14 protein-coding genes are annotated in these 13,753 nt (G+C 36.1%); 4 read left to right on the top strand and 10 right to left on the bottom strand.

Annotated features, from left to right (window positions below; all coding sequences use genetic code 11):
• Positions 1–21: 21 nt before the first annotated feature.
• The 7 genes from H9Q20_RS10800 to H9Q20_RS10770 all read right to left on the bottom strand — a co-directional run bounded on the left by H9Q20_RS10800 (position 22) and on the right by H9Q20_RS10770 (position 5,059).
• Positions 22–243, bottom strand: a complete 222-nt coding sequence (locus H9Q20_RS10800) for a hypothetical protein (protein ID WP_123870293.1) — start codon at positions 241–243, stop codon at positions 22–24.
• 39 nt (positions 244–282) lie between these two features.
• Positions 283–918 (bottom strand): hypothetical protein, encoded by a 636-nt coding sequence (locus H9Q20_RS10795; protein WP_123870292.1) that lies wholly within the window; start codon positions 916–918, stop codon positions 283–285.
• Between the two features lie 3 nt (positions 919–921).
• A complete protein-coding gene (locus H9Q20_RS10790) occupies positions 922–1,173 on the bottom strand; it encodes a DUF3853 family protein (protein WP_123870291.1) in 252 nt (83 codons plus the stop codon).
• Positions 1,170–1,724, bottom strand: coding sequence for a hypothetical protein (locus H9Q20_RS10785; protein WP_123870290.1), 555 nt, complete (start codon positions 1,722–1,724; stop codon positions 1,170–1,172). The genes H9Q20_RS10790 and H9Q20_RS10785 overlap by 4 nt, the downstream gene beginning before the upstream one ends.
• Before the next feature lie 16 nt (positions 1,725–1,740).
• Positions 1,741–2,004 (bottom strand): helix-turn-helix domain-containing protein, encoded by a 264-nt coding sequence (locus tag H9Q20_RS10780; protein ID WP_123870289.1) that lies wholly within the window; start codon positions 2,002–2,004, stop codon positions 1,741–1,743.
• Positions 2,005–2,605: 601 nt separating this feature from the next.
• Positions 2,606–3,451, bottom strand: a complete 846-nt coding sequence (locus tag H9Q20_RS10775; protein WP_187477699.1) for an RteC domain-containing protein — start codon at positions 3,449–3,451, stop codon at positions 2,606–2,608.
• A 51-nt stretch (positions 3,452–3,502) separates the two neighbouring features.
• The gene (locus tag H9Q20_RS10770; protein ID WP_187477698.1) at positions 3,503–5,059 is read right to left on the bottom strand and encodes a helix-turn-helix transcriptional regulator; all 1,557 of its coding nucleotides are present in this window, start codon (positions 5,057–5,059) and stop codon (positions 3,503–3,505) included.
• Between the two features lie 414 nt (positions 5,060–5,473).
• Between H9Q20_RS10770 and H9Q20_RS10765 the strand changes: the two genes are divergently transcribed.
• The 4 genes from H9Q20_RS10765 to H9Q20_RS10750 all read left to right on the top strand — a co-directional run bounded on the left by H9Q20_RS10765 (position 5,474) and on the right by H9Q20_RS10750 (position 6,958).
• Positions 5,474–5,722, top strand: coding sequence for a hypothetical protein (locus H9Q20_RS10765; protein WP_123870286.1), 249 nt, complete (start codon positions 5,474–5,476; stop codon positions 5,720–5,722).
• 37 nt (positions 5,723–5,759) lie between these two features.
• Positions 5,760–5,924, top strand: coding sequence for a hypothetical protein (locus H9Q20_RS10760; protein ID WP_164466435.1), 165 nt, complete (start codon positions 5,760–5,762; stop codon positions 5,922–5,924).
• Positions 5,925–5,935: 11 nt separating this feature from the next.
• On the top strand, positions 5,936–6,364 hold the full coding sequence (locus H9Q20_RS10755; RefSeq protein ID WP_123870285.1) for a MauE/DoxX family redox-associated membrane protein: 429 nt from the start codon (positions 5,936–5,938) through the stop codon (positions 6,362–6,364).
• A gap of 297 nt (positions 6,365–6,661) precedes the next feature.
• Positions 6,662–6,958: a hypothetical protein gene (locus H9Q20_RS10750; RefSeq protein ID WP_187477697.1), complete on the top strand. Its 297-nt coding sequence runs from the start codon at positions 6,662–6,664 to the stop codon at positions 6,956–6,958.
• A 59-nt stretch (positions 6,959–7,017) separates the two neighbouring features.
• Here H9Q20_RS10750 and H9Q20_RS10745 read toward each other — a convergent pair whose 3' ends face one another.
• The 3 genes from H9Q20_RS10745 to H9Q20_RS10735 are packed head-to-tail and all read right to left on the bottom strand — an operon-like array spanning position 7,018 to position 12,917.
• The gene (locus H9Q20_RS10745) at positions 7,018–8,367 is read right to left on the bottom strand and encodes a RagB/SusD family nutrient uptake outer membrane protein (protein ID WP_123870283.1); all 1,350 of its coding nucleotides are present in this window, start codon (positions 8,365–8,367) and stop codon (positions 7,018–7,020) included.
• A gap of 11 nt (positions 8,368–8,378) precedes the next feature.
• Positions 8,379–11,558 carry a SusC/RagA family TonB-linked outer membrane protein gene (locus H9Q20_RS10740; RefSeq protein WP_123870282.1) on the bottom strand — a complete coding sequence of 1,060 codons (3,180 nt, stop codon included), beginning with the start codon at positions 11,556–11,558 and terminating at the stop codon, positions 8,379–8,381.
• Positions 11,559–11,615: 57 nt separating this feature from the next.
• On the bottom strand, positions 11,616–12,917 hold the full coding sequence (locus H9Q20_RS10735) for a TlpA family protein disulfide reductase (RefSeq protein WP_123870281.1): 1,302 nt from the start codon (positions 12,915–12,917) through the stop codon (positions 11,616–11,618).
• Between the last annotated feature and the right edge of the window lie 836 nt (positions 12,918–13,753).

Here is a 13,753-nt window from a genome sequence, read left to right as displayed (position 1 = left end):
ATTTCAAATTGACTGGCAGGACTAAATCAATTTAATTTTTTCACTTTTAAGCGTTTTCGAGCCATCAGCTAAGCTGTAATATTTAAAAATATTAACTTCTTCTCCTTTAAAAACTCTTTTGTCAGCTTTACCCAAATTGAAAATTCGCACTTTTTGGATGCCTTTATATTCTGCAAGCATACCATTGATACAAACCTTTTGTCCAGGTTTTAAATCGGATATTGTAACTTCTTTTTTACTCATTACTTTTTGAAATTTGATTTAATGATTATTAATTCTGAGTTAGGGGTGCTTTATATTTGGAATGTCTTTTAGTGAAATTGGATTGTCTACATTTGAATTATTCATATAAGGCAGTGCACTTTTTAGTGTTGCTTTCCAATTACTGATTGGACGATTAAATGCATTTTTCCATCCTTTATCTACCCAGCTTTTATATTTTTTTTCAATGGAAAAATCCAATTGAGATTCGTAGCTTTCCAATGCCTTTGCATAACTCATAAATTCCTGCAAAGAAGGGATTATGCTACTTTCATTGGCTACGTCTTCAATTATCGGAGAAATTTCTAAAGATGCCGCTTCTAGGAGATTTTCAGTGTCAGTGCCTTTTTTTTCTTCTTTTGTTTCCGGTTCAGTCTGAAAAGAATAGTCTAATAGCAAACGGTAGTAACAAGGAAGCCCATTGCTGGTCTGAAATTGTATTAATCCTCTATTTTTGAGCTTCTCTTTTGAAGATTTGATGGTAACTCTGGTCAAGCCCAACTCTTTTGCTAATTCTACATCAGAGGTTTTAAAATCATAGCGGTCCTTTTCATAACCAATTTTAAGCAGATACAAATACACAGCAATCTCAGTAGGACTTATTTTGGCAATCCGATTAAAGTCCCAAAACCGTTGTATTAATTCTAGGTAATACATCTCTTACTTCTGCGCAAAAAGCTTCAAAGCCTTTTCCTTATCAATGATGATTATATTGCCCTTTTGAATAATCGCCTTATCCAAAATTCCCGAAGATTTTATTTCAGAAGCTTTTGAAATTGAGCATCCAAGAATTTTAGCTAACCCTTTTAGCCCGTATTCGTATTTCTGTTCTGCTACCACATTCTTTAATATTTCTAAGAATTCTCCAACAGTCAAATCGCAGATTGGGGTTTTAAGATTAATCACTTTCATAGATTCTGGTTTTGATTAATGTTTTTGATTTTAGAAATCCAATTTCTTGCAGCTGATTTCCAGCATTTCATTGGATTACTATTTGTCAATCTCCAATCCTTAGATTGATACAATGAATAAAATTGGTACGCTTCTTCAGATACTACATCCCGTTCATTGAAATACATTTCAATCTCATAAAGCATCGGTATTGAAAAATTAATTTTTTCCTCTTGTAGGTTTTTTTCTTCCAAGCTTATTTCATTTTTGTTCTTATCTACAGTTTCAAAATCAATAATTTCAATCGAGCTTCCTTCGTAAGAATTGTAGCTCGGCGAATAATTAATAAATCCGGCATTATGTATCTCATTAATACATTTATGGTAGGTCGCAAAAGATTTAATTTTACTTAGCTTCATTAATTCTTCGCGACAGATACGAAAGGGATTTTGAAATTTGTTCGAACTCCACAATTGGAAAAGCGAAACATATAAGCTGATATGTGAAGGATACATCCGGCTGTCCTGAATAAAAGAGCCAAAGAAACTGATGATATTTTTAGATTGCTTCATAACTGTTGACTATCAATTAATGTTTGAAATCTTTCAATAGTTTCTCAATATCCTTGTAATTGTAATACAACGTCCCTCCAATTTTACTATAAGATAGTGTACCATTAATTCTTAGGTTTTGTAATGTGCCTGAAGAGATATTAAGCATCTTCTTGACCTCAGAGGTGCGAAGCCACAATTTTTGTTCTGTAGTATTACCTTGTAATAGTTCTTTGATAGCTTCCAGCAATTCAATTTTAAATTGCTGAAGATCCTCCTTGGTGATAATAGATATTGCCATTTGTCAATTATTTTGTTTGACAAAATTTCAAAATCACGCTTAATATCTTTCGGTAGTTTCTCGGTACTACCGAAAGATTCTCTTATACATCCTTTGAGTATGGAGTTTTAGATCAATGGTTAATGGTGATTAAACTGTTTTTTTTTGAAATTGTGAAAAAAACATACAATGCATTGCGATAAGCAACACTTTTATTAGATTATCATTCAATATTTATATAAATTTTTTATTTCTTGCCATTAAGACTATAGTTTTCACAACATTTTTAAGAATTATCTTGATCGAATTCAAATTAGCTTGAAAAACTTTTAACTACAGTCTTAATAGCAATCTCGTTGGTAATGTTGTGTATAAAGCTGCTTTATTAGTAAATCGCAAAGAAGATCTTTCGGTAGCTCATCGATACTACCGAAAGATTTACAATTACAATTCCTGTAAAACACTATTTTCATAGGTCAATCGTTAGAATTATAAACGATAATAGCTCTGAAGCGACAGACCGTCGATATTAAAACAGCTTAAGGTGTTATATGTTATTACTGGTAAAAATAGAATATGATCCTATTTGAAATTGGAGAATTTTGTGTAGAAACTAGTTCTCCTACAGGTCTAAGTCATCCAAATACTGATTAAAATTATGCTGAAGCAATGACAAAAATTTTGTTCTATCCGTTTTTCTTAACCGTATTTCACTGAATGTTTTGTGATAATTCCCTAGACCAATATTTAGTGAATTTTCTGCCCAGCGGAATATTTCCGCAAGATCTGAATGACCTCCATTAAAGCACTTCGTTTGATGAACTGCATACAACAACTCAATAAGGGCAACTTTCGGAGCCGTCCATTCCAGATTCTTAATATGGTTAATAGAGTTTTCTCTACTCTCTTTTGAATCAATTTTATTTGTTAAATATTGTTCTAAAAGATCATTTGCTATAATTTGGGATACAATATGGTCGTGAGATGTGGAAAATTCCTCATCATAACTGTACAGTTCCGGACTGAGCTTCAACTTAAAATCAAATTTGAACCGAACGAAATATTTTTTGTCAAGATATGTCGATTTACGACGATAATAACTGATGAAGTCCCTTTGCTCATTATAGAAATATAAAAGATTGGATCTCTCGTTTTCATAATACGATCTTAACGCTTGCGAATCTGCGTAGGGTTTTGAGGCTTCAATGGCTAAAACTTTGGAATAGTAGATATATACTGCTACGAACTGTGGTTTGGTGTTTTTAAAGAAATATATTTCATTACTCCAGTCCGGAAACTGATATTGGCGCAATAGGTCTTTCAATTGTCTTATAGAAGCGTCTGTTTCCATCAGAATTTCTTCTGTGCGAATCACAATATCATTCTCACTTCTGTTGATTTGATCTACTGCTGTTGAAAGATCTTTCCAAAGTTGATCAACTTTTTTTTTAAAATTTTGTCCGTTCATACGTTTTTCAATTTATTGTTAACGTAAAAATCGGGCTAAAAAATAAAAAAGTCAGGTCTTCTTTAATTCTTCCTGTCTCATTCTGATAAAATCTCTAGGCCTGATACTGTTGATCTCAAGAAAGTGTGCTGAGAAGATCTGCCTGTTCGCCATCCCGCATATTTTGGCGAGTGTTTCAATTTTATAACTAAGATATTTAGTATCCTCTACAAGCAAATTGGTGATATATCTGATTCTTAAAGCTTTAAGATATGTTGGAAATGTTACATCAAAGTGTACATTGAGTACATATGATAAATGGGTGCGGTTGCTTCCAATCATTTTGCCAACAATTTCAAGTGTTAAATTCGGCTGAAGAAATTGTTTTTCGTCTTCAAAAATCTTTAGATTTGTTTTGATGTCTTCGATAATTTCTGAACTGTATAAGTCTAAATTGTCTTCATCAGATGAAGCGGGTGGTATGACGTCGAAACTAATGGTTTCTTTTGAGCTATTTAATTTTTCAAGCACTTCCTGATACCTGGCATTCAATTCTTTTTCTCTTTTCCTGAACCTCCAAATTAAAAAAAACAATATTACCAGTCCCGCACCAATGAAAGAATATAAAATAACTTGATGACCTCTGATCATCTGCTTCTTCTCTTCTATTAAATTGTCTGTATCATACTCGCTATAAATTTTGTCCGTGAGCATCACAAAGTCAGCATTAATAATGGAGTCGGCCTTTAACAACTTTTCAGAGTAGTACATCTTCCGTTCAGAATTCCTATTTTTTTTAGCATCATCAATCAGATACAGATAAGTTGATCTGATCTCAGGGGTAATAAACCAAAATTTATTGACCAGCGAATCAACTTTATTAAAATATTTTAACGATTCAGCTCTGTTTCCCTTTGATCTATATAGTTTCCCTATATAAAAATAGACGCTCGTCAATGAAGCGTAATCCTGATTACTGCTTAGAATATCTTGAGACACTTTAAAGTGCTTCAATGCTTCATCTGCTCTTCCCTTTCTAAGTAACTGCACTCCCCTTCCTTTCTGGAAGTACCCAAACTCAATCACTTGCTCGCTGTTGTTATGAAGTTTTTCTAGCCCAATATTTATGAGGGAGTCTTCCTTATTATATAATTTTAGATTTCTATAACAAGTGCTTAAGCGATAAATACTGTTATAATAACCTGATTCATTATTGAACCTGATGTTCCTATCTAAACTCTCTTTGGCATTTTTTTCAAAAAAATCAGCTGTCTCTTCAAAATGTACGGCTGCATATTTATAGTATCCCAAATAGCTTTTGATCATTCCCAAATGATAGATGATCTTATTCTTAAGGTAACCATCTTTTGAATTTTTTGAATATTTGAATGCTATTAAATATTCTTTTAAAGCTTTTTTATATTGTCTTAGATTATAGTAATAAATAATTCCTTTTCCTGCGTAGGCTCTTGCGATCTGATCCTGGTCGTTTAATTTTGATGCAGAGGTAATGGCACTGTCAGCGTAAGATAATTTCCTGCCGGTTTCTTTGCTGTAGTAGATAGCTTCTTCGTAACCTCGGATCTGTTTTTTAAGGTTATGGTCATTTTTTGCTTTGTCAATGTACATTTTTACAAAAACCATTGCTCTTTCGTCATTCTCTGAGTATGAATCTATCAATCGGGAGATCTCCTTGTAAGATTGTTGCTGTATCTCTTGACCTTGTGTCATAAGCACAAACAAAGTAAACAACATTGGTAAAATTCTACTACAATAATACATTATGATAAGATATTTGCAAATTTAATGAAAAACTCGCAATTAAGAGCCCGTTCAATATTTCAAATGATAACAAAAAAACTGATTTTCAATACATTACAATCATTTTTTTTTGTTGGTAGAATTGATCAATAATTACATTGAATGTATCAATTGATGCAACAATAGTTTTTTTTAATTCCCTAACCCTCCTAATTTCGACATCAGAATTCTAATCAATATCAACAACCGGCCGGGATAACTTTTAAAACCATTATAAAAAAAATGAAAAAGTATATCTCACTTTTAAGTCTAACAGCTGCATTCTTAATGCAGTCTTGTGAAAGAACCGATTCTGTCTCTGAAATAACAGAACAGAAACAACAAAGCATTGAAATTCCAAACAATAAAGAATCTTCAAAGAATGCAGACGGATCCTCAGAAACAAATGGCTCCAATAATTTTAAGACGGGTGATGACGATGAGCCTAAAAAAGATAAGCAGCACTGGAGGATAGTGCAGGATACGATCTGATAAATATGACCTCTACTAAACTGAACAGTTTCAAAAAATGGAAAATCAGAAAGTGATCTTAAGCACCGGAAAGAAATGTACCGAAAGTGGAGAATGGGAGATTGAAGGAAGAATAAGCACTGTAGTTTACGTTTCAAAAGGCGAAGTAATGCCCACCTACTGCGGGAAAAACGTAAAATGGATTTTAGTTAGAAAAGGATAAAAACTAATATTATGAAAACTTTTAAAACAGGAATAATAGAATTCATCAGCTACTTTTTTATACTGCTGTTTTGTTATGCAGCAATGGGTAAACTAATGGATTTTGATGAATTTCAAACTCGGATTTCAGAATCTCCTTTGTTGAATAGGTTTTCGCAGTTCCTTCCCTACACCATAATCATTGCTGAGTTTTTCATTGCAGGATTATTATGCTATCGAAAAACAAGAAATATAGGACTGATTGGTAGTCTTATTTTGATGCTCGTCTTCACAGGATATATAGCTTTAATAATAAGTACAAGCGATAATCTTCCTTGTTCCTGTGGAGGAATTTTGGAGAAAATGAGCTGGCATCAGCATCTGTATTTTAATATAGGCTGTGTTATTCTTTCTGTTATTGCTTTAGGTTTAAATCTAAGATACAGCAGGCCTGCTGAGTGAGTATGTTACCGTAATTGTTTACGGATGTTTATGATTGGAATTTGTTATTAATGTTTAACCTTAAAATTAGACAGCTGAAAGCTGTTTAACAATCAAGATTTTTAAAATGAATTTATCAACAAAAATTTGTTTGGGAATATGTAGAATGGGATATTTTGGTACGACAAGATTTGTTAATCTATGGGTATAATTAATTTTTCAACCTACTCTTCGTACTTCTCAGACAGGTTTCTAAAGTTTTTAAGGTAATCTTTTTTGATGTATAAAAAGACCATAACAATGAAAATTAATCAATTTTTGAAAATCAACGCAGTAGCGATAGCTGCCATTATGTTTACAGGTGCTCTTATGTCGTTTAAAATCGTAGAAAAAAAAGCAGCCGACAAACAGTTCTATTACAATAGTACCAGTACTTCTGCAGGTGCATTCGCTAATGTAGCCAACTGGGCAGAAGGAGCAGGTTCATCTTGTCTTACAACAGGAAACAAACCTTGTACAATTGCAGTTCCTGAAGGGCAAGACTTGGTTGACGTGATTGGAGGAATGACCAATGCGCAGGTCCTTGCTATTCATCCAAGTGAAAGAAGACAATAATAGTCCTTTCAATCAGTATTAAAAAGTAGGGTTGACAATAATTTGTCAACCCTATTATTTTATCTTGGATTTTGTGGCATCCCCGTAAGCGAAATAATATCTTCAGGAATAGCAATGGCATATCGCAGATCATTGGGAGGTAAAGTGTAGCTTTGCCCATTAACCGTTCTTGTCAATGTAATATTTGCCCCGTCACGATTGTATCTTTTTAAATCAGACCATCTTAGTCCACGAATCAAAAGCTCTTTTCTTCTTTCCTTTAAAATAATATTCAGAGCATCTATTTGTGAGCCGACTGTTATCGGAACAAAAGTTCCTGTTTTCCATCTTTTGACAAGCAGGTTATTGAGATAACCCATACCTTCCTGAATCTTGTTCAGTCTTGCATTGCATTCGGCAGCCATCAAATACAGTTCATCAGTTGCCACGCTCACTATCGGCCCATTGACATTGTTGTAATACCCTTTGAATAAAACTTCATTATCTGCATTCTTATTAAAAAACACGGTTTTGCGTAAGTCATCATTATCATACATCTGATAAATATTGTCTGGAATCTTAGCTGGCATTAAGTGAGATTCGTAGGCTATAGCTGTCCACAAAAGGACTTCCTTATTCATTTCCTCAATGGGATAATCATCATTGGGATTCAGCGTATTAAAATCCATCAGGTCATTATTGATACTGAGTGCCTGCTGAGTATTATGTAGCGCGTTGGTATAATCTCCCATAAAAAGATAAGTGCGAGCCAACAAACCATAAGCAGCCGCTCTTGATATGCGCATCCCTGAAATCTGTTTTGGTAATAGCAGTGGTATTGCAGTTTGCAGGTCACTGATGATCTGGTCATAGGTCTGCTTGACTGTTGAACGTACCGATGGAATATTCATATCAGGGTCAAGTCTTAGTGGAAGCCCTAAATCTGTTCCAGCAGTCTGAGGATTGTAAGCCTTACACCATATCTGAGCGGCATCCAGATATCGGAAAGCACGAAGTGCCAACGCCTGTCCTCTGATATTGTCTGCCTGCTCACCTGTAAAATTCTTATCCTGCATATTGAACAAAACGGCATTGCAGATATAGATACTTCTATAGCAGGTAGACCAATCGTTTCCTGATTCAATGGGAGGGGCTACAATATCCGGCATCCAGGTGTAAAGACGTTTGGATTCTTCGAAGCTTAAGCCATCATAATCAGCATCTGTAAGATAGTAGTCATCCGAACTCGTTTCTCCACTTGAAGCAAACTCCACATTGAGGAAACCATAATTGTTCAGAAGCATCTGGTTGTCCTCCAATCTGTCTGGAGTCGCCAATTTCAGGTCAGACTTCTCGTCTAAAAAATCACTGCATCCAAAGGAAATCAGAATTAATGATAATGATATTAAAAGTATTTTAGTTTTTCTCATATCTATCCATTTTAAAATTTAGCTTTTAATCCTAAGGTAAAGGTCATAGGAGGTTTTAAGGTATTGTTTCCCAAATTGAAATCAGGGTCGATTCCACTTTTGCTCTCTTGCCAGAGTATTCCGAGATTACTCACATTGGCATACAGTTGAAGACTTTTGAGCGGCAAACTTTGCCATTGTCTTTTGCTGATCTCATATGCAAGATTGATGTACTGCAGACGAACGTGGTCGCCTTTTTCAATGAGAGCAGCCGAACCTGCATAGAATGCATCTCTGTTGGAATTTGTCTGATAAAGGTTGGAAGGCACATTGGTAAAAGCTTCATCACCCGGTTTCTGCCATCTTTGTTCATAATCGCTGTGACCGTTCCATTCCCTGAATAAGCTCGTGTAGTTAATGGATGGTTTTCTGAAATAATACCCCAGTTTATAAGTAATTCCTACATCAAGGCTTAATTGCTTGTAAACAAATGTATTCGTGAAAGAACCATAAACAGTAGGTACAGCAGAACCGAAATACTGCAGATCTTTGACATCACCTCCCATTATATTGGCGTAATCTTTACTGACCTCTCCATTAAGATAACCTCTTGGGTCACCCGTCTGGGGATCAAGCCCTGCCCATTGATAGCCAAAAATAGAATAGACAGGCAAGCCTTCAATTCCAGATATGGGAACAGAAGCAAGTACGAAGTTCCTTGCCATCGTACTGCTCGGATAGTATTTCGTCACTTTATCTTTGTAGGTACTGAAGTTAAGTGTGGTCAACCATCTAAAAGATTTGTTGATATTGATGGTCTTAAGTTCAACATCAACACCTTTTCCTTCTATTCCTGCAACATTCCATACAAGACTGCTTATTCCAATAGTATAGTCCAACGGAACCTGTCCGAAAAGATTTTCTCCTTTTTTCTGGAAATACTCCACAGAACCTGAGATTCTGTTGTTTTTGGTTGCAAAATCCAATCCTGCATTGATCATTCTGACCGTTTCCCACCGAAGTTGGGGATTGTAGTAATTGTCAAATCTCGCCATCTGCTCCTGCGTGTATGTTGAAACACCGAGTAATGCCATTGTTGTTACGGCAACCATTGCAGGATTGATATTTCCATTGAAACCATAAGAACCTCTTAGCTTCAGATTCGGAAGCCAGCTTATAGCATAAAATTTCTCATTGGCTACATTCCACGAAAGTCCTGCCGACCAAAAGGGATTCCATTGGTCATTGGTTTTTAGACCGAACAAGTTGCTGGCATCACGACGGGCGCTTCCCGATATGGTATATCGGTTATCATAGGTGTAGGCTGCATTGCCATAGACTGATACAAAACGATTGGTCGATTCTCTCAAAGAATTCAGATTATCGATAAAAGCTGTACCTCCTGCAATGATTGGGAATCTCTTGCTGAGGTCGACCATTCCAAAGGAAAGATTGTTGGGGTCATAACCATAATATCGATTATTGCTCGACTGTGAATTGGAATCTCTTACTTCACTTCCCAAAATAGCCGACACCTGATGTTTGCCAAAACCTCTGTTGAAATTGAGCTGTCCTCGAAAATTGTTGATGTGCAATTGCGAGTTGGTCTTATCCAGTATTGCACCTTTGGGTACATTGTAGGTCAGACTGCCATCGGAATTAATGACTGTGAACCTATTTACATAATCTCTTACAAAGTAACTTCCCTCAACATACATTGTATTGGAAAGTCCTGCGGTTATCTGATACTGATATTTAATATCAACATCCAATCCTTTTAGTAGTTTATAGTTCAATCCTGCGTTGAGAATGATCTCCGAGCTTTTGCTTTTGGCTGTATTGTGCTCCCAATCGTTTAGCGGATAATAATTCCAGTCCAATAATTTCCCGTTGCCTAATGCTGATTTATAACCCTGCTCATAAGATTTTGAAACTGCTAACGGATTTCCGAATGCGTCTGCCATTTCCATATAGGGAACAGCATTGGTTTTCATAATAATACTTCCAAAGGCACTGCGTCCGCTTTGAGTTGCTGAGTGCGTGAAAAAGATTCCTGTATTCAGTGTAAGGTTCTTTAGAGGTTGCCAGGTATTCTGAAAGCGGAGGTTTACACGTTCGTATTTTTCTCCTAAGTTTCCGGTATTGTCATCGTACCCTAAAGATGAAGTCCAAGAAAACTGAGGAGCACCACCCGCCATACTCAGTGAATACTGCCTGTTCTCCAAAGGCTGGTACATATACTTACGGTATTGGTCACGGGAATCAATCGTCTTCAGGCGTTCTATTTCGTTTCTTACATATTCAGGTGAAAGCAGTCCTTTCTTTTCCTTGTTCAGAAGGTCAACCACTGGAGATAATACAGGATGACTTGTGGAATTGATATCGGTGTTGTAAAAATTCTTCTTGAATAGTTCCTGTTCAACATCAATGAAGTCTGCACTTGACATTGTTTTCAGATAATTAAAATCAGGCTTGGGACTGGTCATTAAGTAAGTGTTGAAATTAACCGTCACAGGCTGATTGTATTTTGCCGTTTTGGTAGTTATAACAATTACACCGTTGGCGGCTCTTGCTCCCCAGATGCTCGAAGCGGCGGCATCTTTGAGAACGGTAATGCTTTCAACAATGTTGGGGTCAATATTGCTGATATCACCATCGTAGGGAAAGTTATCAACCACAATCAAAGGCGATTTAGGTCCCTGAATCGTACTCAGACCTCTGACCATAATTTGTGATCCGCCTTGAGATGTCCCTTTGTTGATGACGATTCCATTAGCTGTGGCAGCTAAACGGTCAAGGATATTGGTGGAAACCTGTGTATTTAAGGCTGAATTACTCACCGATGAAAAAGAACCAGTGGAACGTTCTTTAGGGATTTTCTGATAACCTGTTGTAAGTACTACCTCATCAATTTGGGCTACCTTTTCAGAGAGATTGATTTTTAAGGGTTCTTTTAAAGGAAGCTCCAAAACAATGATCTGTTCTTCATAACCTCTTCCAAGTATCACAAGATTAATCTTTTTGTTATTGGTGGTAAGACTGAAGTTTCCATATCTGTCCGTAGTCGTAACCATTTTTGAGTTTTGAATGGCGATGGTTGCGCCTGATACGGGTAAGCGGGTTGTTTCGTCGATAACGCTTCCCGTGAACATCTGCTGTGCCATTATTGGCACACAATAGCATAGGACGGGAAGCACTAATAATTTCTTCATAGTCTGATATAGTTTTGCATTAATGTAAATTCAATGATTGTTCATGCGTGGGAATGTTTATTTCCGCGAGTCTTTGATGACCATCATCAAAACCTGACGCTCTTGAGGTATCAGGTCAAGGTCGTATTTCTGAAGCTCTTTTTTTAAGGTGGCAATATCTTTGACTCCCGAAACCTCCAGGTCTACATTCCCTGTGTATCCTGTCTCATCGATAAACAATTCCTTGATGGGAATCTCGCCGTTGAGCATATTGACCATATTTTTAAGAGGTACATTTTTAAGGATGGATGGGGTTTGTGGAAATGTGGAGCGTTTTTCTCCTCCTTTGGTTGCCAGTTTGTCTTTCGTGCTTGTTCTTACTAATACAAAACATTGTACAGGTCTTTTCTCAAGGGTCACGGTATAGCCGGAATAACGATTCAAATCTTCAAGCATATAATTGTATAGAGAATCAGACTTTTGTTCTGGGATAATGAATTCGTAATTATAAAGGTTTGCTCCATCATTTGAGCCGTCTGCTTTTTCTATCGACATTAATTGTTTAGGTTCCTTGACATCGATAATTATCCTTTTTTCCGTGAAAGATATTTTATCTTGCTGTTTGATAAGCTCGTATCCTATAGGATAATATATATCCCATAATGACAGATTGGTAAACTGTCTTCCGTGAATTTTGCCTGATGCTGTTTTGCGATACGTTCCTCCTGCACCAATATCAGGGATTTGTCCTTTGGCAAAAAATGAATAATTGAGGAGTTCGACATTTCTTTGACGGTCGTAATCTTCTGAAAGCATCAATGGTCTTGCTCTGTCCATTTGGATAATGGTCTGCAAAGACGACTTATCACCGTTCAAAACTTCAGTGATAGTCTGTTCAGTAAGCTGTCCTGCATCGGTGGAGTTGAATAGTTTTCCATCTTTTATCCAAATGATGAATGGAACACCTGCGTGTGGGAATAGTTCGTGAAGCTTTTTGTCTTCATACGTAGACGTCATACTTTTGTACTTCTTTCCATTGGATGAAGAGAAGAATTTATCCAAAGCAGCTTTATCCTGACTGCTTACAGGAAGTATTTTTACTTTGTTTCCAAACTTTTGCTGTAAGGCTTCAATTTTAGGGAGGCTCATCAGACAGCCACTGCACCAAGTCGTCCAAAAATCAATCAGTATTAATTTGTTCTTTTCCTCTGAAAGATTGATGGTTTTCTGAGGATGGTTGACAACCTGTAAAGGTGTTGTCCAAAAACTTTCAGGAAGGGAATCTCCAATTTTAAGAGACTTGTTCTGGGCAAAGGATGTGGTTGCCACCACAAGTGTAAAAGTAAGGGACATAGATCCCCTGCAAAAAATATTTTTCATATTTTTGAATAGGTTTTTAATGATTATTAATGACTCTTATGCTCTTTCCTGTGGTCTGCAAACTGAGGAAAGGGCTTTTTCTTTTTCTAAGGGTTGCTGTAAATTATCTGTGTCTTATATCTGTTTTAGTTGTTGCTTGAAATGATATGCTTGAGTGGAGGCATCCGTGGTGGTGGAAAACCTCCTACCCAAACAATCATAAAAAATTAATATGAATGAAAATTGTGTTTCGTTAAAGCCTGTTAAGCCGCAATGAGTTGTACACCTCATTGTAAAATGTCATAAGTGAGAAATATATTTTACCACAAATAAAAACAGCTCTCCCATTTAGCAATGTACTTTTGTATTAAATTCCCTTCGTTCTGAAAAATAATTTGGAAAATTAAAAGAAAGCAAGTACTTTTAAAGTGTGAGTTTAAAGTGTAGTCTGGCTTCCTCTAACTATTAAGGGAATTTCGGAGTGTGTCGGATATATATTAGTGGGGCTTTTATTCCTCACCTAATTTTATTGGGCTAAAATGATATATATAGAGCAGTAATTTTTTCTACAATGCTCACCAGCTACTCTGGTGGACAAATAAGCAGAATCGTTGAAAAGATCGTTCTCATAAATATAGTTTTATATATATCGGGAACAATGTGTGAATGTAAGATAGCTGTGCCACAAAAAGCAAGGAGCGGTCTCACACTTTCAATCCGAGGGTGTCCTACGACCCTAACAATAAAATATTGTTTGCAAATGAAAGCTTGCGTGAAGACCGCTCGCATGCCGTATGCAAAAGTAGAAAACTTTTCGACATGGAGCGATTTCACGATACTCTCGTCTGCTAATAGGA

The organism is Amniculibacterium sp. G2-70, assembly GCF_014353055.1.
GTDB classification, from domain to species: Bacteria; Bacteroidota; Bacteroidia; order Flavobacteriales; family Weeksellaceae; genus Amniculibacterium; species Amniculibacterium aquaticum.
This window is presented reverse-complemented; position numbering and strand designations above follow the sequence as displayed.

What these genes read in the sequence shown, in the direction of transcription:
- H9Q20_RS10770 (WP_187477698.1), bottom strand. Translation starts at nt 5,059, where the DNA reads ATGTACATTGACAAAGCAAAAAATGACCATAACCTTAAAAAACAGATC.
- H9Q20_RS10775 (WP_187477699.1), bottom strand. Translation starts at nt 3,451, where the DNA reads ATGAACGGACAAAATTTTAAAAAAAAAGTTGATCAACTTTGGAAAGAT.
- H9Q20_RS10790 (WP_123870291.1), bottom strand. Translation starts at nt 1,173, where the DNA reads ATGAAAGTGATTAATCTTAAAACCCCAATCTGCGATTTGACTGTTGGA.
- H9Q20_RS10755 (WP_123870285.1), top strand. Translation starts at nt 5,936, where the DNA reads ATGAAAACTTTTAAAACAGGAATAATAGAATTCATCAGCTACTTTTTT.
- H9Q20_RS10760 (WP_164466435.1), top strand. Translation starts at nt 5,760, where the DNA reads ATGGAAAATCAGAAAGTGATCTTAAGCACCGGAAAGAAATGTACCGAA.
- H9Q20_RS10795 (WP_123870292.1), bottom strand. Translation starts at nt 918, where the DNA reads ATGTATTACCTAGAATTAATACAACGGTTTTGGGACTTTAATCGGATT.
- H9Q20_RS10745 (WP_123870283.1), bottom strand. Translation starts at nt 8,367, where the DNA reads ATGAGAAAAACTAAAATACTTTTAATATCATTATCATTAATTCTGATT.
- H9Q20_RS10740 (WP_123870282.1), bottom strand. Translation starts at nt 11,558, where the DNA reads ATGAAGAAATTATTAGTGCTTCCCGTCCTATGCTATTGTGTGCCAATA.
- H9Q20_RS10800 (WP_123870293.1), bottom strand. Translation starts at nt 243, where the DNA reads ATGAGTAAAAAAGAAGTTACAATATCCGATTTAAAACCTGGACAAAAG.
- H9Q20_RS10785 (WP_123870290.1), bottom strand. Translation starts at nt 1,724, where the DNA reads ATGAAGCAATCTAAAAATATCATCAGTTTCTTTGGCTCTTTTATTCAG.
- H9Q20_RS10780 (WP_123870289.1), bottom strand. Translation starts at nt 2,004, where the DNA reads ATGGCAATATCTATTATCACCAAGGAGGATCTTCAGCAATTTAAAATT.
- H9Q20_RS10735 (WP_123870281.1), bottom strand. Translation starts at nt 12,917, where the DNA reads ATGAAAAATATTTTTTGCAGGGGATCTATGTCCCTTACTTTTACACTT.
- H9Q20_RS10765 (WP_123870286.1), top strand. Translation starts at nt 5,474, where the DNA reads ATGAAAAAGTATATCTCACTTTTAAGTCTAACAGCTGCATTCTTAATG.